Raw genomic sequence first — 21,027 nt, 5'->3', positions numbered from 1 at the left:
GACGCAATGTGGGTCCTCCCCGTCGGACCGCGCGCCAATGACCGAGCGCGCCACCCCCACGACCGGCAAACGATCTCCGGTACGACAGGGTGACGCGCCCCTCACGACCACGATCACCGTGCGGCCCCGGGTCGCCGCCGGCCGTACCTCGACCGACGGCGACCCGGGCCCGTGCTCAGGAGTACGGGAGCCGGAGCACCGACTGGTTGCCGATGCCCAGGGTGGTGGGGTTGTTGCCGATCGCCGACCAGACCTCCACCCGCACCGTGCCGTTGACCAGCGCGCCCAACGTGCCGGTGGCCGAGGCCAGGCCGGCGTTCTGGGTGTAGTGCTCGTAGCCGGGAACCGGGTCGGTGGCGAAGTAGCGCAGCGTCTCCACCCGTTCCCAGCTGCCGTTGCCGGTCAGGTCGTAGGAGATCCGCACCTGTACGCCGTTGCCGACCGCCGTGCCCGCGTCCAGGAACAGGTCGAACGCGGTCTGCCCGCCGGAGTAGGCGAGGTTGAGGCCGGTCGCCGTGAAGACCCGCGCGTTGGTCGGCGTACCGTCGTGGTTTCCGTTGGCCGCCACGACCGTCGTCGTGGCCGCGCTCCCGGCGGCGCCCAGCCCGCCACCGGCCAGCAGGTACCGCGTCGGCGAGCCCGAGGTCGGCGGCGGCGTGGTCGCGGGAGGCGTCGTCGGCGGGGCGGTGGTGGGCGGAGCCGTGGTCGGCGGGGCGGTGGTGGGCGGCGTGGTCGGGGTGACGCCGCCGGAGGCGTTGCCACCGCTCCAGGTGTACGCCCCGGTGGTGGCCGTCTTTCCGGCCGCCACGGTGAGCCGGGTGCCGTTGGAGAACGTGACGGTGATCGGGCTCGCGGTCGGGTTCGACGCCACGTAGGTGCGCGAGCCGTTGCGGGAGAAGACCGCGCTCAGGGGATGGTTGGCGGTGACCGTCGTGTCGACGGTGCCCAGCGCCGCGAGGTTGCGGATCCAGTGGAACGTGTGCGCCCGGCTCTCCCCCTCCTCGACCGTGTAGCCGGGGTTCGCGCGCAGGTTCGCCAGCGCCGCGTCACCGTCGCCGAGGGCCTGGAACTGCCAGAGGATGTCCTGCCACACCGTCGGTGGCCCGCCGTTGTTGCGGACCAACTCGGCGTAGTTGGTGCGGACGTACGCCGGGTTGTTGCCCAGGTAGAGGTGCCCACCGGTGATCGGCAGCAGGTTGATGCCCTGGATCATCTCCGGCTCGGCGCTGAACCAGGTGGCGTACGCGCCGCCGTCGCCCCAGACCATGCCGACCGTCGAGTGCCCGAAGGCGGCGGGGAAGTTCTGGTCGCTGACGTCGAACCAGTACTCCTGGACGGCCGCGGCCTGCGTGGTGTAGAGGAAGATGCCGGCGTCACGGACCTCGGTGTTGCCGGTGGCCTGTCCCCACTGGATGAGGGCGTTGGCGAAGTTCATCCCCTCCGACGAGGACTCCTGGTTGTTGCCGGAGCCGAACGAGCCGTGCCCGGAGGCCCAGTCGTGGCCGGCGTAGATGTCGAAGTCCCGCAGGTAGGGGAAGCGGGTGTCGTCGCGCCGGTAGTTGTTGCCATCGCGGATCAGCAGGTCCACCATGCCGCCGTAGCGGCTGGCGGAGGCCCACGACGGGTCGAACTTGGCAAGCGTCGCGGCGGCGGCGATGTAGTAGCCGTAGTGGAAGTGGTGGTCGTTGAGCTCCTGGTCCGAGCCGTACGACGCCGGGTAGCCGATCAGGGTGCCCCAGTTGCTGTCGTAGTAGAAGACCCTGCTGGTCTTGCCACTGGACGCGGTGAACCAGTCGGTGAGCGTGCTGCGGATGGCGTTCAGCGCGCTGTCGCGGGTGGCCGTGTCGTTGACCAGGTCGGCGACCTCGGCCAGCCGGGCAGCCCGGCCGAGCCCCTTGCCGGTCCAGTAGGTGTCGTTGCCGCGCTGGTCCATCGGGTTCCCGCGAGCGGCGGCCAGGTGGCCGGTGAGCGTCGCCAGGTCGGCGCCGCTGCCGTCGGCGACGGCCGGCAACTCCGGCAGTACGCCCTGGAACTTCATGGCGGTGCGGAACTGGTTGACGCCGGTGAGCACCTTCATCCGGCCCCGCGCGGACGGGTAGGTGGGGGTGATTGGGGTGGAGCCGGCCAGCGACTTCCACTGGTGCGGGTAGAGGCTGACCACCGTCTGCGTGGCGCTGCCCTCCCGGGCGGTGGTGGTGAACGCGTACGTGGTGTTCAGCCCGCTGGTCGCCGGGTCGTAGGCGTACGAGACGGTGGTTCCGGTGACGTGGGCGTGCGCGTACCGCCCGTAGGTCGCGGCCAGGTCGGCGCGCTCCGACGCGCTGGAGGTCGGCGGCAGCAGGGCCACCGAGAAGTACCCGCGACCGGCAAGAGTGGACGAGATCCGGCCCGAGCCGACGCTCCAGCTCGCGCCGCTGGGGGCGTACCCCACGTAGTCGTGGCCGTTGACCCGGAATCCGACGGTGGTGCCGCTGTTGGACCAGACCTCGGGGTTGCCGCTCGTGCTGATCACCGCGTCCCCGCCGGTGCTCTGGAAGTACGCGAACGGCAGGCCGTGACCGATGGTGGCCCGCAGGGTGCGGGTGCCGTCGCTCCAGTGTGGGCTGACCGTCCAGTCGGTCCAGCCGTCGACCTTGACCTGGGGTGCGCCGAGCCCGGCGACACCGACCCGGATGTCCTGGACGTACGGGAAGTGGAACTCGCCGACGCCGGTGGCGGTGCCGCTGATGGCGGGGGTGGAGTTGGCGGAGAACCCGAGCCCGTCGGTGAACGTGTCGTACGAGATCGGGTGGGCGTGCAGGGGCTCGCTGAAGGCGCAGTCGGTGCGCTTCCACAGCAGCGAGGACCACCAGTCGTTGGTGGGTATGGCGCCGCCGGGCGCGTTGGCGGTGGCGAACTGCCGAGGGTTGCTGGACATCGCGCCGCAGCCGGTGGGGAGCGGGCCGACCGGGGTGGTGGTGTAGCTGCCGGCGCCGACGGGGGCGGCCTCGGCGGCGCGCGTGAGGGGGATCGTGAGGCCGCCGACGGCCAGGACCAGGGCCGTGGTGGCGGCCAGGACCCATCGGCGGTGGGGGACGGGAGGTTTCATGGTGCCTCCATCGCACGCCGGGTCCGTGCCGGACGCGGCGCGTTGCGTCTGAATTGAGGAGAAGGTCGACTGAGAGAGCGCTCTCTCAGTCCGCACGGTAATCGAACGCCGAGATCCGCGTCAATGTGTCAGGCGGGTTGCGTACTCATGTCGCGATTTGCCGCCGCCGGTCGCACCCCTCGCCACCGCCGGTCGCACCCTCCGTCGCCGCTGGTCGCGTCCCCGCCATCGGCGAGGTCCGCTACCCCGGGAGCGCGGCGGGATCGTCGAGGTCGGCGAGGAGCGTGTCCGGCACCCGCATCCGCCACGCGTCGGTCACCAGCTCGCCGAGGCGTTCGACGTCGACCTCGGGCAGGCGCAGCAGCACCAGGGGCAGTCCCTCATAACCCGGCGCGGTGAAGAAGAGGTCGGGCTCGCCGAGCAGCAGCGCCTGCTTCTCGGCCTCGTCGCCGACGTACAGCACGGCGACGTCGGTGCGGATCAGGCGTGGCTTCCCCGCCCGACGCTCCGGATAGGACCAGACGAACCCCTTGTCGGCCACCCGGAAGTCGAAGCCGTCACTGGCGATCTCCACCACCTGCGGCAGGGCCAGCGCCAGGCGGCGTACGTCGTCGGCGTCAGCCACCGTGCCCCCTCACCGCGCGCGCGATCCGCATGTGCCGAGGCTACGCGCCCACGCGCTGCGGTCACCGGTCGGTGCGAAGCGGCGACGACGGCCCGCCTCGGTCAACGACGGGTGCGACGCTGGTCGCCGAGCCGCAGCGTGTTGCAGACGTCGAAGACTCCCGGCACGTCCCAGGCGAGGTCCGCGGCGACCTGGCGGGCGTTCGCGTCGCTCACCAACCCGGACAGGATGACCACCCGGTTCTGCACGGCGATGCTGATCTGTTGCCGCCGCGTGGTCGAGTCGATGCTCAGCCGCTGCGCGACCAACGCCTCGAGATGCCGGTCCGTGCTGTCCGGCTCGGGCGGACCGGCGGCGAACCCGTTGTCGTCGGGCAGCGGCCATGGCGTGTGCACGAGAGAGCTCCTTGCTGGTGGATAGGCCCTGATCAGGCGCGGGTGCCCGACACGGACGCGCCCTGCGCCAGGTGGGCGAGCGCGTCATCACGACTCTCGAAGATCGGCAGAGCACCGTCCAGGCGCATGGTGTGCAGGACGGTGCGAATGAACCGCGACGGCGCGGCGAGGCTGAGCGTGGCGCCACGGCCGCGGGCGTCCTGGTGGGCGCGCACGAGCAGGCCGAGGCCGGTGGAGTCGATGAGGTGCACGCGGCTCAGGTCGACCACGACGTGTCCACCCATCTCGGCCGCGTGGCGCAGGGCCGAACGCAGGGTGTCCCCGGCGGCCAGATCGATGTCCCCGGTGGCCGCCACGACTGTCACGTCGTCGAGATGGTCGATACCGAGGATGCCGCCCGGGCCGTGGTCGCCGCACGCCGTCGTCCCACCACGCGAGGTCGGCAGCAGGCTGCAGTGGGGGCAGCGGTGTGGACCGGTCGCGAAGGGAGATCCACTCCAGCCGTGCTCGGACACCAACGTCCAGACGACCTCCGCGTCGGGCAGTACGCACGCGGTGGCCCGGAGGGAGTCACCGCAGATGTCGCAGATCAGGGTCATCAGGTCGTCGTCGGGGACGACGGTCATGGCGCTGTCCTTCCTACGTCCGTGCCCGGCCGCGGACGACCTCGGTGCGGGCTGAATCGGTGGTGCGAATTCCGTGCGTCAGGGCTCTGGCGTCGGTGGGGCGGTGCGACCGGTGGTGGCCACGACGAGGACCACGCCGACGCCGGCCACGCAGATCTGCAGGAGCACTTCCAGGAAGCCGAACCCCTGAGCGGTGACGCCGGCGAGCCGCGCGGCGGTGGAGCCGATCAGCGCGGCGACGACGCCGACGGTCAGGGCGACCCAGAGCGGGACGCTGTGCGGGCCGGGCACGACACGCCGACCGAGAGGCCCGACGACGACGCCGACGACGACGGCGCTGACCAATCCACTGATGCTCACGTTGCCTCCTGTCGCGGTTGGCGGTTAGTGACGCGCGGTTACCGATGCCCGGCCGTGCGCGATCGGCGACGGCGCGGCCGGTACGGGTTCGTCGCCGCCGCCGGCCTCGGCATCGATGACGATCGGCAGGACCTGGTCGAGGCGGGCCGTGTGCAGGATGCGCCGGATGCGGGGGTTCGGGTTGCGGACGGTGAGGACCCCGTCGGCGCGGACCAACCGCCGGTGCACGTCGAGCAGCAGCCCGATGGCGGCGGCGTCGATGTGCCGGCACCGCGACAGGTCCACCACGACGTGTGCGGGTCGCAGGGCCAGCAGCCGGTCGAACACGGTGCCGGTCTCCGGCAGACCGGCCCGGTCGAACTCGCTGATACACACCTCGACCAGCGGCAGTGTCCACGACGGCGGTGCCGGTGACTCTGTCATGGGCGTACCCCTTCCCCTCGCGGACCTGGTCTTCCACGACCGTGCCGGGCCGGCTTGGCGATCACCGCGCGGATCCATGACAGTTGCGTGACAAATCCGCCAGCCGGCGGACGGGGTTGGCCCTGTGGCGTGCGGCCTGGGGATGATGCCGGTATGACGGCCGTACTGGTGATCGAGGATGACGACCGCATCCGCCTGGCGCTGCTGCTCGCGCTGGAAGAGGAGGGGTACGACGCCGTCGGCGCGGCCACGGCCGAGGAGGGCCTGCGCGCCCAGCGCCGCGATCCAGCCGACTACGTGCTGGTCGACCTGATGCTGCCGGGCCTCGACGGTTTCGAGTGCATCCGGCAGTTGCGCCGCGACGACGACGTGCCGATCGTGGTGGTCAGCGCCCGCGACGAGACCCACGACATCGTGGCCGCACTCGAAGCCGGCGCCGACGACTACGTGGTCAAGCCGGTGGCGATCAAGGAGTTGACCGCTCGGCTGCGCGCCCTGCGCCGCCGCGCCCGTGCCGGCGTCGCGGAACCGGAACCGTTGCCCGTGCTCGCCTTCGGTGACCTGGAGATCAGCCCCGACGCGGGGGAGGTCCGCCGGGCCGGCCAGCCCGTGCCGGTCACCCGCACCGAGTTCCGGCTGCTGTGCGAGCTCGCCGAGCACGCCGGCCGGGTGCTGTCCCGCCAGCAGTTGCTGCAACGGGTCTGGGGGTACGACCTGGGTGACGAGCGGCTGGTCGACGTGCACGTGGGACGGCTGCGGCAGAAGATCGAACTGGATCCGGCGACACCCCGACACCTGGTCACCCTGCGGGGTATGGGCTACAAGCTGCAGCGATGAGACTCCGCCTCGGACTACGTACCCGGGTCACCGCCGCGTTCGCCGTCGGCGCGTTCCTGCTGGCCGCGTCGATGGCCCTGGTCTCGTACGAGCTGGTCCGCCGTTCGCTGCTGGAGGAGCGGGAGCGCACGGCCCTGCGCGCCGCCTACTTCGACGCCACCGTCGTGCGCGCCGGGCTCGACACGGGCACCCCCGACGTGGTGGAGGTGCTCCGTTCGCTGGACACCGGCGGCGGCCGGCGGCCCGTGCTGCACCTGGACGGCGAGTGGTACGCCCGCACCGTCGATTCGGGCACCACCACCGCCATCCCCGCTGACCTGCGGCGGATCGTCGCCGCCGGGCAGCCGGCGTTGCAGCGCGTACGCCTGGACGGCCAGCCCGCCCTCGTGGTCGGGGTGCCGCTGTCGGCGACGTCGACGTATTTCGAGGTCAACTCCCTGCGTGAGCTGGAGCAGACGTTCCAGGTTCTGGCGCTGGCGCTGACCACCGTCGCGATCATGGTCGCGGGTTCCGGCGCCGCGCTCGGCTGGTACGCCACCCGGCACGGGCTGCGTCCGCTGACGGCGGTCGCCGACGCCGCCGAGAAGATCGCCGCCGGTGACTTCACCGCCCGCCTCGACCCGGCCACCGACCTCGACCTGACTCGCCTGTCGTCGTCGTTCAACCAGATGGTCGACCGCCTTGAGCACCGCATCGAGCGGGACCGCCGCTTCGCCGCCGACGTCAGCCACGAGCTGCGCTCACCGCTGCAGACCCTGGCCGCGGCGGCCAGCGTCCTGGCGCGCCGCCGTGAACACCAGGACGAACGGACGGCTGTCGCCGCCGGGCTCGTCGCCGCCGAGATCGATCGTTTCCAGCGGCTCGTCAACGACCTGATCGACCTGGCCCGCAGCGACCAGCCCGCCCACCGGGCCCCTGTGGACGTGGTGGAGCTGGCCCGGGACGCCTGCCACGCCCTCGACCTGCCCGCCACCCTGGTCCACCTCACCCCCGACGTGCCGGCCACGTGGCAGGTGGAGCGGCGGCGGGTCGCCCAGATCCTGGCGAACCTGCTCGAGAACGCGGCGACCTACGGGGGCGGTCCGGTGACCGTCCGGTTGAGCCGCGACGGCAGCGCCGGTGTCATCGAGGTCGAGGACGACGGCCCGGGAGTGCCGGTCGAGGACCGCGAGGCGATCTTCGACCGGTTCGTGCGGGGGCGTGCCGCGCACACCCGTGGCACCGGGGACGGCACCGGGCTCGGGCTCGCGCTGGTCGCCCAGCACGCCGCCGCGCACGCTGGACGCGTCACCCTCACCGACCGGCCCGGCGGGGGCGCCTGCTTCCGGGTCACCCTGGCCGGGAGCCTGCCATGAACCGCCGCCTGGTCGTCACGTTGACGCTCACCGCGCTGCTGACCGGCTGCGGCATCCCCACCGACGACGCGGCCCGGCCGGTGCGTCCCCCGCGCGGGCCGTTCCTCAGCACGGCGGCACCCACCGATGCCACCACCGCCCCGCCCGGCAGCGCCGTGGAGATCCTCTGCCTGGTCCGCGACAACCGCATCGTCCCCGTCATCCGGCGCGTGGACCGCCCGCCGACGGTCGAGGAGCACCTGCGGCATCTGCTCGCCGGGCCCACCACAGTCGAGCGGGACGACGACCTGACCAGCGCGCTCGCGGGAGCGGTCACCGCCGCCGGGGCGACGGTGAACGGCGCCCAAGCTCACGTCGCGGTCGACGAACCCGGCCACGACGTCGGCCGCAGCGACGAGGTCCTCGCCTTCGGGCAGATCGTCTGCACCCTGACCAGTCGTGACGACGTCGCCACCGTCACGTTCCTGCGCGACGGCAAGCCCCTCGGCGTGCCCCGCGCCGACGGCTCGCTGACCGAACAACCGCTCACCCGCGCCGACTTCGCCCCACTCATCGTCCCGCAATGACCTCGGCCGCCTACCGTGCGGCGCGGTCGCAACGGTTCATGACAGTTGCGTGACAAACAGGCTTCTGAGCCGATCAGCGGTTTCGGGGGTGCCCCACCAGGGGCACGAATGCGTCGCTGACGACAGCGACTCACGGTCGACACAACTGAGGAAGGAAGGTTCCCGTGGAGGTTACGGGCTTCTTCGCCGCCATCATCATCGGTCTGATCATCGGGGCCCTCGGCCGGCTGGTGGTGCCGGGCAAGCAGAGCATCCCGATCTGGCTCACCCTGGCCATCGGTGTGCTCGCCGCGATTCTCGGCACCCTCGTGGCTGGTGTGTTCGGCGTCGACGACACCGCTGGCGTCGACTGGATCGAACTGTTCATCCAGGTCGTCTTCGCGGCGATCGGCGTGTCCATCGTCGCTGGCACGTACGGCCGCCGACGCCACTGACGAGTCTTCACAGGCGAGCCCACCCTTCGACAAGGGTGGGCTCGCCTGTCCGCGGTGGCGGGCCGACGGACAAACGAGTGCCGAGAGCGTGCTGTGGTTGGATGGTCCGGTGCAGTTCACCGTGACAGAGGCGCCGACGCGGGAGCGGTTCGAGGCGCGCGACGAGGCCGGCACGGTCGCAGGGTTCGTCACCTATCAGCTGACCGGCGCCATCATCGCCTACACCCACACCGAGGTCGATCCGGCGTTCGAGGGCCGGGGTGTCGGGTCGACGCTGGCCCGCGCGGTGCTGGACGACGCCCGGGCCAAGGGGCGCACGGTCGTGCCGATCTGCCCGTTCATCGCCGAGTGGCTGGTCAAGCACCCGGAGTACGAGGGCATCGTGGTCCGGTCGACCCGCAAGGTCAAATAGGGGCGGCCCGTCCCATCGCCCTGCGCACCCGTCGGGAGACGTGAACGATGACAGCCTCCACCTTCCGTGCCCTGCATCACGGCCGCGCCGCCGGTGACCCGCTCGTCCTGCCCGGGCCGTGGGACGCCGGCAGCGCCCGGGTGTTCGCCGACGCCGGTTTCCCGGCGCTCGCGACCCCGAGCGCGGGGATCGCCGCCTCCCTCGGGTACGAGGATGGCGCGACACCGCCGGACGAGATGTTCGCCGCGGTGGCGCGGATCGTCCGGGCCGTCTCCGTGCCGGTCTCCGCAGACGTCGAGGGCGGTTACGGGCTCGCCCCCGCCGAGTTGGTCGAGCGGCTCCTGGAGACCGGTGCGGTCGGCTGCAACCTGGAGGACTCCGACGGGCACGCCACGCTCAGGGACCCGCGGCGGCACGCGGACTGGCTGGCCGAGGTGCGGGCGGCGGCGGGTGACGCGCTCGTCATCAACGCGCGCGTCGACACGTTCCTGGTCGGCACGGGTGACCCGGCGGACGCCGTGGCCCGCGCCCAGCTCTACGTGGCGGCCGGCGCCGACTGCGTCTATCCGATCCTGGCGCCGACCGAGGTGCTCCCGGTGCTGCGGGAGGGCATCACCGGCCCCATCAACATGGCCGCCGAACCGACCAGGGACTCCGTGGCGGAGCTGGCGCGGCTGGGCGCCACCCGCATCACCTTCGGCCCCGGAATGCAGCGGTACGCCATGGGCGCGGTCGGTGACCGCGCCGCCAGCCTGCGCGGCTGATGCTGGCCCGGCGCATGGCCGGCGGTCGCGGGCCGCGCACGGCTGACGCCTGCGCGGCCGGTGGCCCCGGCTGATATCCGCCGCCACGAGGGGCGCGGCCAGCGCCGAGCCGCTGTCAGGCGTCGGCGCGGGCGGCCAGGGCGTCCACGAGGCGGCGGGTCGATCCGGCCAGGTTCCACTGACCGGCCAGGTCGAGGAGCCGGTCCGGATCGACGGGAGCGGTCGGCAGGGCGGTGGGCAGTTCTGGCAACGGCACGTCCAGGGCGACCCGGACCACCGTCGGCGCGACGGCCAGGTAGTCGCGGGCGGCGGCCAGCTTGGTGCGCAGGCCCGGAGCGAAGGACGAGTCGGAGTCGTCCAGCGCGGCCAGGATGCCGGCGATGGAGCCGTACCGCTCGATGAGCCGCGCGGCGGTCTTCTCGCCGACGCCTGGCACACCGGGCAGCCCGTCGCTGGGGTCACCGCGCAGCGCGGCGAAGTCGGCGTACCGGTCGGCCGGCACGCCGTAGCGGGCGCGCACCGCGGCGTCGTCGCAGTCGTCGAGCTTGGCGACGCCGCGCCCGACGTAGAGCAGTCGGACCGGCCGGGTGTCGTCGATGAGCTGGAACAGGTCCCGGTCGCCGGAGACCACCTCGACCGGGCCGGGCTGGGTCACCGACAGGGTGCCGAGCACATCGTCGGCCTCGTAGCCGGTCGCCCCGACGGCGGTGATGCCGACCGCGGCCAGCACCTCCAGGATCATCGGCACCTGCGGGGAGAGCGTGTCCGGAACGACCTCGCCGCCCTGCGGGGCCACCCGGTGCGCCTTGTACGACGGCAGCAGCTCGACCCGCCACGCCGGCCGCCAGTCGTAGTCCAGGGCGCAGACCATCCGGTCGGCGCCGCGCCCGCGGATCAGGGTGGCGAGCATGTCGAGGAAGCCGCGGACGGCGTTGACGGGAGTGCCGTCCTCGGTGCGGGCGGCGGACTCCGGAACGCCGAAGTAGGCCCGGAAGTAGAGGCTGGCTGCGTCGATCAGCAGGATCGGGGGTCGATGTGCCACGCCGGACAGCCTGGCACACCCCTCCGACGATCAGGGGTACGCCCGGCCGGCCCGTGGCGTCAGCGCTGCTCGTCGTCCTGGTAGACGGTCTCCCGCCGGGCCAGGTGCTGAACGACGTAGCTGGTCACCAGCAGCAGGATGGCGACCACCACCTCGATCCAGGCCGCGACGCCGTCGGCCACGGTGAGCCCGATGACGAGCAGGACCAGGCCGACGAGCGCGAGCACTCCGGCCCACAGTTGCCGGCGACGGCGGGTCGCCGTCCGGTTCGTGTCGCTCGGTGCCACGTGGACCTCCCGGTCAGGCTACCCGCGCGGGCCGCCCGAATCCAGGCTAGGGCCCCCGCTGCCATCCGGCCAGGAAACCACCGTGCGGGCGGGCCTTCGCCCGGCTGCCTGCGGCGTCCCCGGCCGACGCTGGGCGTCAACCGGGGACCGCGGGTCACACCGTCAGGCCGGGAGGGTCCAGCGCTGGTTGGTGCTGGCGAAGCAGTCCCAGATCTGCAACCGGGTGCCGTCGGCGGAGCTGTTGTCGGTGGCGTCCAGGCACTTGTTGGACTGCGGGTTGCGCAGCGTGCCGTTGGACTGCGCCTGCCACACCTGGGCGCCGGTGCCGTTGCAGTCCCAGAGCTGGACCTTGGCGCCGTTGGCGGTGGAGCCGCTGGTGATGTCGGCGCACTTGCCGAGGGCCCGCAGGGTGCTGTCGCTGGCGACGGTCCACGTCTGCGCGTTGGTGCCGTTGCAGCCCCAGAGCTGGATGGCGGCGCCGTTGGCGGTGCTCGCGGAGGCCACGTCGACGCACTTGCCGCCGATGCCGGTGATCCGGCCGATACGACCGGTCGGGGGCGGGGTGGTGCCGCCCATGATGGTGTCGTACATGGCGCTGACCAGCGAGGTCGAGCCGGCGGTGTCCTGCGACAGCTCCCAGTTCATCACGCCGCCGGCGTTGGCGAGCGCCCACTGCGTCTTGCGCTTGACCGTCGGGATGCCGTTGTAGCACTGCTGGGCGCCGCCGACGGTGACGCAGTCGCGGTTGGCGTTGGCCGGGTCCATGCCGACCAGAGCCGAGTACGTGTAGTAGCCGGGGCGGCTGTAGAACGGGATGCCGAGCACCGCCTTGCTGGCCGGCAGGCCACGGGACTTCCACAGGTTGATGCTGGCGATCGACCAGTCGTAGTTGGCGTGCGGGCTGCCGCCGTCGTACGCCATGATGTTGAGCCAGTCGACCTGGTTGAAGACGGCCGTGGGTACGCCCTGGACGTAGGTGCCCTCGGAGACCACGGCGGCGGTGAGCAGCTTGCCGCGACTGTGCATCGCGCTGCCGAGCTGGGTCATGAGCTGGGTGTAGTTGTTGGCCGAGGCGCCCGGGTCGGGGTACTCCCAGTCCATGTCGACGCCGTCGAGGTTGTACTGGTTGACGAAGTTGACCAGGTTGTTGACGAAGGCGGTCCGGCTGCCGGAGTTGGCCGCGAGGGCCTCGAAGGCCGAGTCGTTGCCGTCGTTCCAGCCGCCGACCGCGATCGACACCCTGACGTTGTTGGCGTGCGCGAGGGAGACCAGCGAGGAGAGCTTGCTCGGGTTCTCCACCGGGCGCAGGCTGCCGTCGTTGTTGGGCAGCACGAACGCGTAGTTGATGTGGGTGAGCTTGTTGTACTGGACGGTGTTGACGTTGCCGGCCCAGGAGGGCATGTAGCCGACGCTCTTGAAGTTGTTCGGCAGCACCACGGCCTGGGCGGCGGTGGGAGCGATGGCGAGGGTCGCGCCGGCCGTGGCCAGTGCGAGCAGGCCGGCGGCGAGGGCGCGGCGCAGTGGTGAGGACATCGGAGGCCTTCCCGTGGCGGGGGACGACGCCCGCCCGTGCAGGGTTGTCACGGGCGGGAGGTGCGAGAACGCAGGGACGGGTGGGCCTCGAGGCAGCCAAATCTTAAAGAGTGTTAACTGTCAGAGTCAATCAACAACTGTGGATTTCTCGCCGACGACGGGCGCGGCTTCGGAGGATGCCCAAACGACCGTTAAGCTGACGGGGTGGGAACCGACGAGCTGTACCCCTCAGACCGGCTGATCGCCGCGCAGCGCGCCACCGCCGCCGCCGGTCTGGACGCGCTGCTGCTCACCCCCGGCTCCGACCTGCGCTACCTGACCGGCTACGACGCCCACGCGGGGGAGCGGCTCACCTGCCTGGTGCTGCCCGCCGAGGGGGAGCCCACGCTCATCGTGCCGACACTGGAACGTCCGGCCGCAGAGGCGGCGTCGGCCACCGGCATCCGCATCGTCGACCACCCCGACGGCGTCGACCCGTACCCCCTGGTCGTCGCCGCCCTCGACGGCCCGCCGGCGGCGGTGGGGCTTGCCGACCGGATGTGGGCCGAGCAGGTCCTCGCGCTGCGCGCGGCGCTGCCCGGCGCCGCGCAGCGGCTCGCCGGCGAGGCGCTGCGCGAGCTGCGCATCCGTAAGTCCCCGGCGGAGGTGGCGGCGCTCGCCGAGGCCGGCGCGGCGATCGACGAGGTGCACCTGCGGATGGGGCGGTGGCTGCGCCCCGGGCGCACCGAGGCCGAGGTGGCCGCCGACATCGCCGCCGCGATCCGTGCCGCCGGGCACGTCAGCGTCGACTTCGTCATCGTGGCCGCCGGGCCGAACGGGGCCAGCCCACACCACGGCACCTCGGACCGGCCGATCGGGGCCGGCGAACCGGTGGTCGTGGACATCGGCGGCACCATGCCGTCGGGCTACCGCTCGGACTGCACCCGCACCTACGTGGCCGGCGGTCCGGCGCCCGCCGAGTTCCTGGACTACTACGCGGTGCTGCACGACGCCCAGCGCGCAGCCGTGGCGGCCGTGCGGCCGGGGATCACCGGCGCGGCAGCCGACGCCGCGGCCCGGGAACCCATCGCCGCCGCCGGCTACGGCCACGCGTTCCTGCACCGCACCGGCCACGGCATCGGGCTGGACGGTCACGAGGAGCCCTACCTGGTGACCGGCAACGACCGGCCCCTGGAGGCCGGGATGGCGTTCTCCATCGAACCGGGCATCTACCTGGCGGGCCGACACGGCGCCCGCATCGAGGACATCGTCGTCTGCACAACAGACGGCGTGCAACGGCTCAACACCACCCCCACGGAGCTCATCGCCCTATGACTGTCGACCGGATCCTCCCCACCGACGAGGCCCACGACCTGCTGGACCTCGCCACCGAGCTCGCCGACCGTGAGCTCGCGCCGAAGGCCGCCGGCTTCGAGGAGCGCGCCGAGTTCCCCCGCGACGTGCTGCGCACCCTCGGCCGGGCCGGCCTGCTCGGCCTGCCCTATCCCGAGGAGTACGGCGGGGCCGCCCAGCCCTACGAGGTGTACCTGCAGGTGCTGGAGATCCTGGCCAGCCGGTGGCTCGCGGTCGCCGAGGCGGTCAGCGTGCACACCCTGTCCTGCTACCCGGTGGCCGCGTTCGGCACCGACGAGCAGCGCAAGCTGCTGCCGGACATGCTCGGCGGCGAACTGCTCGGCGCGTACTGCCTCTCCGAGCCGCAGGGCGGTTCCGACGCGGCGTCGCTGAGCACCCGGGCCGAGCGAGACGGCGACGCGTACGTCGTCTCCGGCACCAAGGCGTGGATCACCCACGCCCGGGTCGCCGACTTCTACAACGTGTTCTGCCGCACCGGAGGGTCCGGCCCGAAGGGGATCTCCTGCCTGCTGGTCGACGCGGGCACGGCCGGCGTCACCCCGCAGGCGGCCGAGCGGACGATGGGTCTGCGCTCCTCACCGGTGGCGCAGATCGCCTTCGACGACGCCCGGATCCCGGCCGACCGGCTCGTCGGTGGCGAGGGAGTGGGCTTCACCATCGCGATGTCGGCGTTGGACTCCGGCCGGTTGGGCATCGCGGCCTGCGCGGTCGGGCTGGCCCAGGCCGCCCTGGACTACGCGGTCTCCTACGCCCGGGAGCGTCAGCAGTTCGGCCGGTCCATCATCGACTTCCAGGGGCTCGGCTTCCTGCTCGCCGACGCGGCGACGCAGATCTCGGCGGCCCGCGCGCTGACCCTCGCGGCGGCCCGGCTGCGCGACGCCGGTCGGCCGTACTCGATCGAGGCCGCCAAGGCCAAGCTCTTCGCCACCGACATGGCGATGCGGGTGACCACCGACGCGGTGCAGGTGCTCGGCGGGGCCGGCTACGTGGCCGATCACCCGGTGGAGCGGTACATGCGCGAGGCCAAGGTGTTGCAGATCGTGGAGGGCACCAACCAGATCCAGCGGATGGTGATCTCCCGGGCGCTGGCGAAGGGCTGAACGGGCCGCGGCGGGCGCGGCGGTGTCGACCGCACCCGCCGCGGCCCGGGCGGGCGGGTTTCTCGTCGCCGCCGGGCCGTTTTCCCGGTAGGTTGCTCGCCGTGGAGGAGATCGACCGCGCCATCGTTGCCGCGCTGACCGCTGACGGCCGGCTGTCGTACACCGACCTGGCCGAGAGGGTGGGGCTGTCGGTGTCCGCCGTGCACCAGCGGGTGCGCCGGCTGGAGCAGCGTGGGGTCATCAAGGGGTACGCCGCCCGGGTCTCCTTCGAGGCGCTGGACCTGCCGTTGTCGGCGTTCGTGGCGATCCGGCCGTTCGACCCGTCGCAGCCGGATGACGCGCCCGAACGGCTGGCCCACCTGCCCGAGATCGACTCCTGCTACTCGGTGGCGGGGGAGGACTTCTACATGCTGCTGGTGCGGGTGGCCAGCCCGGCCGACCTGGAGCGGCTGCTCCAGGAGATCCGCACGTCGGCGAGCGTGACCACACGGACGACGGTGGTGTTGTCCACCCCGTACGAGAACCGGCCGCCGAAGATCAGCGCTGCGGCACCGAGTCGGTCGCGGTCCCGGGTGCCGGAGGAGCCGGCTGGTTCCACCGGAGGATGACCGGCCGGCCGTGCTCGTGACCGAGCGCGCTGACCGTGGCGGTGTCCAGCCGCAGTAGGCCGCCGGCGGACGGGGGCAGGCCGATCCAGCGGGCGCCGAGGACCCGCAGGCTGTGCGCGTGGCCGACCAGCGCGACGGTGCCACGGTCGAGCAGCGGGGTGACCCGGGCCAGCACCCGGTCGAGCCGGGCGCCCACCTGCGCGGGGGACTCCCCGCCGGGGCAGCCGTCGGTCCAGATGTTCCAGTGTGGCTGGTCGTCGTGGATGTCGGCGGTGGTGCGGCCCTCGTACTCGCCGTAGTTCCACTCACTGAGGTCCTCGTCGACGGCGTCGACGGTGAGCCCGGCCAGCTGCGCGGTGCGCAGCGCCCGCGAGCGGGGACTGGCCAGCACGGTGGCGAACCGCCGGCCGGCCAGGAACGCGGCGAGGGTGCGGGCCTGTCGCTCGCCGTCGGGGGTCAGCTCCAGATTGGTGTACGAGGTGTGTCTGCGGGTGGCGCTCCAGGTGGTCTCGCCGTGCCGGATCAGCAGGAGCTCTCCCATGCGGCAAGTTAACCATCGTGGGGGCGGTGGCACCCGACGGCTGCGGCTTCACCATCCCACCTATCTTCCTAGGATGCCCTACCGGATGTGCCGACCGGCACCACCGGTTTCGGCACCCGGAGAGAGGGCAAGCGGACGGGGACAATCGCCAGACCGAGGAGGCGCGATGAGCTTCACCGAGAAGGCACGGAACAAGGTTGAGCAGATGGCCGGCGCCGCGAAGGAGCGGGTCGGCGACATGACCGACAACGAGCGGATGCGTGGCGAGGGCGCCAGCGAGAAGAGCGAGGCGCGCGCCAAGCAGGCCGGTCAGAACATGAAGGACGCGGGCCGCAACGCGAAGGACTCCTTCACGAAGTGACCTGAGTTGTCCACGGGTCCCCGGGCGCGATGGCACGCCCGGGGACCCGTCGTGTGTTCCGGCTAGGGTCGCTGAGTGACCGTGCTCCGTTCCCTGGTGTTGTTCGTGCTCGCCGCGCTGGCCGAGATCGGTGGGGCCTGGCTGGTCTGGCAGGGCTGGCGGGAGCAGCGCGGCCTCTGGTGGATCGCCGCCGGTGTGGTCGCGCTGGGGTGTTACGGCTTCGTCGCGACGTTCCAGCCGGACCCGAACTTCGGTCGGATCCTGGCCGCGTACGGCGGGGTGTTCGTGGCGGGCTCGTTGGGCTGGGCGATGGTGGTGGACGGTTTCCGCCCGGACCGGTGGGACGTGACAGGCGCGGCGCTCTGCCTGCTCGGCGTCGCGGTCATCATGTACGCGCCGCGCGGCGGCCCGGCGTAGTCGCTGCCACATCCGCGGGCCTGACCCGGCATCGCGGCCGGGGCGTACGGGGGACACCGAATCCCGTTCACTTCTGCCATGATCCACGGCGTGATCCGCCCTCGGCTCCGTCCCCTGCTCGGCGCGCTGATGGTGGCCGCCACCCTCGGAGGCGCCGGGTGCGCGGCACCGCCCTCCAGGGCATCGCAGCCGCCAACCTTCGTCGCTCCGTCGGTCACCACGGCCCCGCCGTCACCCAGCGCTGGCGCGGCAGTCACCACGGCCCCGCCGTCACCGGAGGGCGGCACGCCTCCGCCGTCGCCCGGTGGTGGCACGGGAGCGGAGCGCCCACCGGCGGCCGGCGTCCCGGGTGCTACGCCGACGGGGACCAGGCCGCCGGTGGTCGATCACGGGCCGCGGGTCGGCAACCGGGTCGCGTTGACGTTCGACGCGGACATGACCGACGGGATGCTGCAGAGCCTGCGGAGCGGGCGGGTGAAGTCGTACGCCAACCTGCGCATCCTCGACCTGCTGGAACGGGAGCAGGTTCCGGCGACCTTCTTCCTGACCGGCAAGTGGGTGGAGCGGTATCCGGAGGTCACCCGGCGGATCGCCGGCAACCCGCGTTTCGAGCTGGCCAACCACACCTACGGGCACGCGGCGTTCACCGGCAACTGCTATGACCTGCCCCGGGTGGCGGCGAGGGGCATGACCGAGGACGTGGCGAAGACGTTCCGGGTGATCGAGCCGTACGGGGGTCGGCAGACCCGGTACTTCCGCTTCCCGGGGCTGTGCCACGACAAGGCTGCGCTGGACGCGCTCGCTCCGCTCGGGCTGACGGTGGTCGACGGGGACGTGGTCAGCGGCGATCCGTTCGCCAAGGCCTGGGAGCCGCTGGTGCGCGCGGTGCTCGACAAGGCGCGCCCCGGGTCGATTGTGATCATGCACGTGACGGAGGCGAACGCCTCGATGACCGACGAGGCGTTGCCGCACATCCTGGCCGGGTTGCGCGAGCGGGGCCTGGTGCCAGCGCCGCTGTCGGAGGTGCTGGCCGGCGCCTGAGTGCCGGGCGGCGGCCAGGATCGGACCGGCGCGTGGGGTGGCGGCTGGGGTGGCGGCTGGGGTGGCTGTCGGCTGCGGGCGGCCAGGGGGCGGGGATGTCGGCGAGCGTGATGTCGTGGAGACATATTGATGTCGCAGAGACATCATGCTCGTCGCGGACCCACCCCCGGCGGCGGCCGCCGCCCACGACGGCTGACGCCCGACGCCCCCGGGAGCAACGGCTCTGCGGGGGCGTCGGGTGGTCGATCAGTCGTCGCGGTGGTCGGCCCACCACTGCTGGCCGCTGTCGGGCAGGGTGTCGATCGGGTCGTAGTAGGCGTAGCGCTTATTGAGCGCTTCCAGGTCTGCCGACTCGATGGAGGTGCGGTAGTTCTTGGTCCAGTAGGAGATGCCCCGGTCACGGTCGTAGTCGGTGAGCATGTGCACCCAGCGCTTGCCGACGAAGGGCACGTCGCAGACGATCCGGGGGGTGGCGTAGCCGGGCAGGTAGCCCATGATGTCGTGCTGGAGTTGCTGGGCGTGCCAGACGGGGACCCGCCAGTGTTCGGCGTTGGGGATCATGTCGCACATGTAGAAGTAGTACGGCAGGATCCCGGCCTCGCCCTGGAGTGCGAAGCAGAGGTCGAGCAGTTCGGGTGTGGTGGCGTTGACGCCGCGCATGAGGACGCCCTGGTTGCGTACGTCGCGGACGCCGACGTCGAGGGCGGTCTGGGCGGCCTTGGCGACCAGTGGGGTGAGTGACTGGGCGTGGTTGACGTGGGTGTGGATGGCGAGGTTGACGCCGCGTCGGGCGGCGGTGCGGGCGACGCGCTCCAGGCCTTCGACGACGTCGGGTTGCAGCCAGTGCTGGGGGAGGCCCATCAGGGCCTTGGTGGCGAGCCGGATGTCGCGGACCGTCTCCAGTTCCAGCAGGCGCATGAGGTACGACTCGAGGTTGCGCCACGGGACGTTGGCCACGTCGCCGCCGGAGACGACGACGTCGCGGACGCCGGGGTGGGCTTTGAGGTAGCTGATGTGGGCGTCGTAGCGGTCGACGGGCTTGAGGGTGAGTTTGAGCTTGTCGACGGCGGGGGTGGAGTTGCCGACGAGGTCCATGCGGGTGCAGTGCCCGCAGTACTGCGGGCAGGTGGAGAGCAGCTCGGCCAGGACCTTGGTGGGGTAGCGGTGGGTGAGCCCTTCGGCGACCCACATGTCGTGCTCGTGCAGGCTGTCGCGGCTGGCGTAGGGGTGTGAGGGCCAGTCGGTGCGTCGGTCGGAGGCGACCGGGATCATGTAGCGGCGGATGGGGTCGGCGAGCAGCGCCTCGGTGGTGAGGGGCGCGAACGGCACCATCGTGTTGATCATCTGGGGTGGCACGAGCATCGACATGGTGGCCAGCGCCTGTTGGTCGGCCTGGAGGTCGGTGTAGAAGCTGTCGTCGATGAGGTCGCCGAAGACGGCGCGGAGCTGCTTGACGTTCTTGACGCAGTTGACGCGCTGCCACTGGGCGGATTCCCACTGGTCGCGGGTCACGTGTCGCCAGCCGGGGAAGCGGGTCCAGTCGGGTTCGACCAGGGGGCGGCGGTGGTATTCGTAGGGCTGCCCGGCGGTCGGTGCGGCGACCGGGGCGTGACGGGGTTGAGGGATGGTCTCAACCGGTTGGGTCTGGGTCACGGCCCCTCCTCGGTGTCGCGGATGTTCAACGGGCCCGAAGGCTACTGGAAAATATTCGGTACAGAAACTAGTCTGCCGTAAGTTTTCCCGTTACGCGAGCCTTGACCGGGGCTTCGAACGGCTGGGCAGGGGAGGTCGGCGTGACGTCACCGGTGGGACTGCACCGCGTCGTGGAGCCAGCGGGGGTGCTGCCGCAGGCGGCCTGGCGCCTGGACGCATCGGCGGCGATCGCGCCGAACGAGGTGCGGATCCGGGTGCAGCGGCTCAACCTGGACGCGGCGAGCTTCCGGCAGTTGTCGGAGAAGCACGGCGGTGACGGGGACGCCGTGCGCGCCGAGGTTCTGGAGATCATCTCCACCCGGGGGAAGATGCAGAACCCGGTGACCGGCTCCGGTGGCATGCTGATCGGTACGGTCGAGGAGGCTGGTCGGCGCTCCCCGCTGGGGCTCAAGCCCGGGCAGCGGGTCGCCACGTTGGTGTCGCTGACGCTGACGCCGTTGGTGGTCACCGACGGGCTGGCCCGCTGGGACGGGCGCAGCGAGCAGGTGCCCTGCGACGGGTGGGCGATCCTGTTCGCCCGTTCCATCGCCGCGGTGCTGCCCGAGGACGAGGACCCGCAGCTGTCCCTGGCGGTGCTGGACGTGTGCGGGGCGCCCGCGCTGACCGCGCGGGTGGTGTCGCGCTACGTCGAGGATCGTCGGCGCGCCGGTGACGAGACGCCGGTGCGGGTCGCGGTGATCGGTGGGGCGGGTAAGAGTGGGTCGCTGTCGCTCGCGGCGGCGCGGCGCGCGGGTGCGGCGCGTACCGTCGGAGTGGTGCCGGTGGCGGCGGAGCGCGATGCGCTGACGGCCGCCGGTCTGGCCTCGGTGGTGGCGTTGGCCGACGCCCGGGATCCGGTGGGGCTGTCGATGGCGGTGACCACGGCGCTGGGTGCCCCGGCGGACGTCACAGTGGTGTGCGTGGACGTGCCGGGCTGCGAGCACGGGGCGGTGTTGGCCACCGCGGACGGCGGCACGGTGATCTTCTTCTCGATGGCGACGAGCTTCTCCGCCGCCGCGCTGGGCGCGGAGGGGCTGGCGGCGGACGTGACGATGCTGGTGGGCAACGGGTACGTGCCGGGGCACGCGGAGTTGGCGTTGGGGTTGTTGCGCGCCGAGCCGGGGGTGCGTCAGCTGTTCGCGGCGCGGGTGGCGGCAGACTGAGGTC

24 protein-coding genes are annotated in these 21,027 nt (G+C 72.0%); 13 read left to right on the top strand and 11 right to left on the bottom strand.

Annotation, left to right across the window (positions count from 1 at the left end; genetic code table 11):
• Nucleotides 1-175: 175 nt before the first annotated feature.
• The 6 genes from ABZ780_RS20515 to ABZ780_RS20490 all read right to left on the bottom strand — a co-directional run bounded on the left by ABZ780_RS20515 (nucleotide 176) and on the right by ABZ780_RS20490 (nucleotide 5,517).
• Entirely contained in the window at nucleotides 176-3,088 is a 2,913-nt protein-coding gene (locus tag ABZ780_RS20515) for a glycosyl hydrolase (RefSeq protein ID WP_357487036.1), read from the bottom strand.
• A 241-nt stretch (nucleotides 3,089-3,329) separates the two neighbouring features.
• Nucleotides 3,330-3,713 (bottom strand): MmcQ/YjbR family DNA-binding protein, encoded by a 384-nt coding sequence (locus ABZ780_RS20510; RefSeq protein WP_357487034.1) that lies wholly within the window; start codon nucleotides 3,711-3,713, stop codon nucleotides 3,330-3,332.
• Nucleotides 3,714-3,814: 101 nt separating this feature from the next.
• The gene (locus ABZ780_RS20505; RefSeq protein ID WP_357487033.1) at nucleotides 3,815-4,108 is read right to left on the bottom strand and encodes a BON domain-containing protein; all 294 of its coding nucleotides are present in this window, start codon (nucleotides 4,106-4,108) and stop codon (nucleotides 3,815-3,817) included.
• Between the two features lie 32 nt (nucleotides 4,109-4,140).
• Nucleotides 4,141-4,734, bottom strand: a complete 594-nt coding sequence (locus ABZ780_RS20500) for an STAS domain-containing protein (RefSeq protein WP_357487031.1) — start codon at nucleotides 4,732-4,734, stop codon at nucleotides 4,141-4,143.
• A gap of 78 nt (nucleotides 4,735-4,812) precedes the next feature.
• The gene (locus tag ABZ780_RS20495) at nucleotides 4,813-5,094 is read right to left on the bottom strand and encodes a GlsB/YeaQ/YmgE family stress response membrane protein (RefSeq protein WP_357001303.1); all 282 of its coding nucleotides are present in this window, start codon (nucleotides 5,092-5,094) and stop codon (nucleotides 4,813-4,815) included.
• A 24-nt stretch (nucleotides 5,095-5,118) separates the two neighbouring features.
• Nucleotides 5,119-5,517, bottom strand: coding sequence for an STAS domain-containing protein (locus ABZ780_RS20490; RefSeq protein ID WP_357487029.1), 399 nt, complete (start codon nucleotides 5,515-5,517; stop codon nucleotides 5,119-5,121).
• Between the two features lie 153 nt (nucleotides 5,518-5,670).
• Between ABZ780_RS20490 and ABZ780_RS20485 the strand changes: the two genes are divergently transcribed.
• The 6 genes from ABZ780_RS20485 (at nucleotide 5,671) to ABZ780_RS20460 (ending at nucleotide 9,885) form a co-directional block, all read left to right on the top strand.
• On the top strand, nucleotides 5,671-6,354 hold the full coding sequence (locus ABZ780_RS20485) for a response regulator transcription factor (protein WP_357001297.1): 684 nt from the start codon (nucleotides 5,671-5,673) through the stop codon (nucleotides 6,352-6,354).
• Nucleotides 6,351-7,709: a HAMP domain-containing sensor histidine kinase gene (locus ABZ780_RS20480; protein ID WP_357001295.1), complete on the top strand. Its 1,359-nt coding sequence runs from the start codon at nucleotides 6,351-6,353 to the stop codon at nucleotides 7,707-7,709. Before ABZ780_RS20485 ends, ABZ780_RS20480 begins: the two co-directional genes overlap by 4 nt.
• A complete protein-coding gene (locus ABZ780_RS20475) occupies nucleotides 7,706-8,275 on the top strand; it encodes a GerMN domain-containing protein (protein ID WP_357001293.1) in 570 nt (189 codons plus the stop codon). Before ABZ780_RS20480 ends, ABZ780_RS20475 begins: the two co-directional genes overlap by 4 nt.
• A 164-nt stretch (nucleotides 8,276-8,439) precedes the next feature.
• Nucleotides 8,440-8,709 (top strand): GlsB/YeaQ/YmgE family stress response membrane protein, encoded by a 270-nt coding sequence (locus ABZ780_RS20470; RefSeq protein WP_357487027.1) that lies wholly within the window; start codon nucleotides 8,440-8,442, stop codon nucleotides 8,707-8,709.
• Between the two features lie 109 nt (nucleotides 8,710-8,818).
• Nucleotides 8,819-9,121 carry a GNAT family N-acetyltransferase gene (locus ABZ780_RS20465; protein ID WP_357001287.1) on the top strand — a complete coding sequence of 101 codons (303 nt, stop codon included), beginning with the start codon at nucleotides 8,819-8,821 and terminating at the stop codon, nucleotides 9,119-9,121.
• Between the two features lie 47 nt (nucleotides 9,122-9,168).
• Nucleotides 9,169-9,885 carry an isocitrate lyase/phosphoenolpyruvate mutase family protein gene (locus ABZ780_RS20460; RefSeq protein WP_357001284.1) on the top strand — a complete coding sequence of 239 codons (717 nt, stop codon included), beginning with the start codon at nucleotides 9,169-9,171 and terminating at the stop codon, nucleotides 9,883-9,885.
• 115 nt (nucleotides 9,886-10,000) lie between these two features.
• On the opposite strand, the gene ABZ780_RS20455 is transcribed toward ABZ780_RS20460, so the two are convergent.
• The 3 genes from ABZ780_RS20455 to ABZ780_RS20445 all read right to left on the bottom strand — a co-directional run bounded on the left by ABZ780_RS20455 (nucleotide 10,001) and on the right by ABZ780_RS20445 (nucleotide 12,747).
• On the bottom strand, nucleotides 10,001-10,927 hold the full coding sequence (locus ABZ780_RS20455) for a 5'-3' exonuclease (RefSeq protein ID WP_357001281.1): 927 nt from the start codon (nucleotides 10,925-10,927) through the stop codon (nucleotides 10,001-10,003).
• Nucleotides 10,928-10,986: 59 nt separating this feature from the next.
• A complete protein-coding gene (locus tag ABZ780_RS20450; RefSeq protein ID WP_357001278.1) occupies nucleotides 10,987-11,214 on the bottom strand; it encodes a hypothetical protein in 228 nt (75 codons plus the stop codon).
• Nucleotides 11,215-11,376: 162 nt separating this feature from the next.
• The gene (locus ABZ780_RS20445) at nucleotides 11,377-12,747 is read right to left on the bottom strand and encodes a glycosyl hydrolase family 18 protein (protein ID WP_357487025.1); all 1,371 of its coding nucleotides are present in this window, start codon (nucleotides 12,745-12,747) and stop codon (nucleotides 11,377-11,379) included.
• Nucleotides 12,748-12,951: 204 nt separating this feature from the next.
• Between ABZ780_RS20445 and ABZ780_RS20440 the strand changes: the two genes are divergently transcribed.
• From ABZ780_RS20440 to ABZ780_RS20430, 3 genes are all read left to right on the top strand, one after another.
• Nucleotides 12,952-14,061 (top strand): Xaa-Pro peptidase family protein, encoded by a 1,110-nt coding sequence (locus tag ABZ780_RS20440; RefSeq protein WP_357487023.1) that lies wholly within the window; start codon nucleotides 12,952-12,954, stop codon nucleotides 14,059-14,061.
• Nucleotides 14,058-15,200, top strand: a complete 1,143-nt coding sequence (locus ABZ780_RS20435) for an acyl-CoA dehydrogenase family protein (RefSeq protein ID WP_357001267.1) — start codon at nucleotides 14,058-14,060, stop codon at nucleotides 15,198-15,200. Before ABZ780_RS20440 ends, ABZ780_RS20435 begins: the two co-directional genes overlap by 4 nt.
• Before the next feature lie 101 nt (nucleotides 15,201-15,301).
• Nucleotides 15,302-15,808 (top strand): Lrp/AsnC family transcriptional regulator, encoded by a 507-nt coding sequence (locus ABZ780_RS20430; RefSeq protein WP_357001265.1) that lies wholly within the window; start codon nucleotides 15,302-15,304, stop codon nucleotides 15,806-15,808.
• Here the strand turns inward: ABZ780_RS20430 and ABZ780_RS20425 are convergent.
• Nucleotides 15,738-16,349 carry a histidine phosphatase family protein gene (locus tag ABZ780_RS20425; protein WP_357001262.1) on the bottom strand — a complete coding sequence of 204 codons (612 nt, stop codon included), beginning with the start codon at nucleotides 16,347-16,349 and terminating at the stop codon, nucleotides 15,738-15,740. The genes ABZ780_RS20430 and ABZ780_RS20425 overlap by 71 nt on opposite strands.
• A gap of 166 nt (nucleotides 16,350-16,515) precedes the next feature.
• On the opposite strand from ABZ780_RS20425, the gene ABZ780_RS20420 reads away from it, so the two are divergent.
• The 3 genes from ABZ780_RS20420 (at nucleotide 16,516) to ABZ780_RS20410 (ending at nucleotide 18,168) form a co-directional block, all read left to right on the top strand.
• Entirely contained in the window at nucleotides 16,516-16,710 is a 195-nt protein-coding gene (locus tag ABZ780_RS20420; protein ID WP_053661241.1) for a CsbD family protein, read from the top strand.
• 75 nt (nucleotides 16,711-16,785) lie between these two features.
• The gene (locus ABZ780_RS20415) at nucleotides 16,786-17,127 is read left to right on the top strand and encodes a YnfA family protein (RefSeq protein ID WP_357001259.1); all 342 of its coding nucleotides are present in this window, start codon (nucleotides 16,786-16,788) and stop codon (nucleotides 17,125-17,127) included.
• A gap of 378 nt (nucleotides 17,128-17,505) precedes the next feature.
• On the top strand, nucleotides 17,506-18,168 hold the full coding sequence (locus ABZ780_RS20410; RefSeq protein WP_357001256.1) for a polysaccharide deacetylase family protein: 663 nt from the start codon (nucleotides 17,506-17,508) through the stop codon (nucleotides 18,166-18,168).
• Nucleotides 18,169-18,414: 246 nt separating this feature from the next.
• Here the strand turns inward: ABZ780_RS20410 and ABZ780_RS20405 are convergent, their stop codons facing one another.
• Nucleotides 18,415-19,821, bottom strand: a complete 1,407-nt coding sequence (locus ABZ780_RS20405) for a lysine 2,3-aminomutase (protein WP_357001254.1) — start codon at nucleotides 19,819-19,821, stop codon at nucleotides 18,415-18,417.
• 152 nt (nucleotides 19,822-19,973) lie between these two features.
• On the opposite strand from ABZ780_RS20405, the gene ABZ780_RS20400 reads away from it, so the two are divergent.
• A complete protein-coding gene (locus ABZ780_RS20400) occupies nucleotides 19,974-21,023 on the top strand; it encodes a zinc-binding alcohol dehydrogenase (protein WP_357002767.1) in 1,050 nt (349 codons plus the stop codon).
• The last annotated feature ends 4 nt before the right edge of the window (nucleotides 21,024-21,027 follow it).

Origin of the sequence: Micromonospora sp. NPDC047467 (assembly GCF_040643095.1) — a bacterium.
Lineage (GTDB): Bacteria > Actinomycetota > Actinomycetes > Mycobacteriales > Micromonosporaceae > Micromonospora.
Note: the sequence above shows the minus strand (reverse complement) of the source record. Positions and strands in the feature narration are given on the sequence as shown.

Excerpts from the sequence above, each read along its gene's own strand:
- ABZ780_RS20475 (WP_357001293.1), top strand. The coding sequence starts at position 7,706 with ATGAACCGCCGCCTGGTCGTCACGTTGACGCTCACCGCGCTGCTGACC.
- ABZ780_RS20435 (WP_357001267.1), top strand. The coding sequence starts at position 14,058 with ATGACTGTCGACCGGATCCTCCCCACCGACGAGGCCCACGACCTGCTG.
- ABZ780_RS20445 (WP_357487025.1), bottom strand. The coding sequence starts at position 12,747 with ATGTCCTCACCACTGCGCCGCGCCCTCGCCGCCGGCCTGCTCGCACTG.
- ABZ780_RS20515 (WP_357487036.1), bottom strand. The coding sequence starts at position 3,088 with ATGAAACCTCCCGTCCCCCACCGCCGATGGGTCCTGGCCGCCACCACG.
- ABZ780_RS20420 (WP_053661241.1), top strand. The coding sequence starts at position 16,516 with ATGAGCTTCACCGAGAAGGCACGGAACAAGGTTGAGCAGATGGCCGGC.
- ABZ780_RS20500 (WP_357487031.1), bottom strand. The coding sequence starts at position 4,734 with ATGACCGTCGTCCCCGACGACGACCTGATGACCCTGATCTGCGACATC.
- ABZ780_RS20480 (WP_357001295.1), top strand. The coding sequence starts at position 6,351 with ATGAGACTCCGCCTCGGACTACGTACCCGGGTCACCGCCGCGTTCGCC.
- ABZ780_RS20460 (WP_357001284.1), top strand. The coding sequence starts at position 9,169 with ATGACAGCCTCCACCTTCCGTGCCCTGCATCACGGCCGCGCCGCCGGT.
- ABZ780_RS20485 (WP_357001297.1), top strand. The coding sequence starts at position 5,671 with ATGACGGCCGTACTGGTGATCGAGGATGACGACCGCATCCGCCTGGCG.
- ABZ780_RS20425 (WP_357001262.1), bottom strand. The coding sequence starts at position 16,349 with ATGGGAGAGCTCCTGCTGATCCGGCACGGCGAGACCACCTGGAGCGCC.
- ABZ780_RS20490 (WP_357487029.1), bottom strand. The coding sequence starts at position 5,517 with ATGACAGAGTCACCGGCACCGCCGTCGTGGACACTGCCGCTGGTCGAG.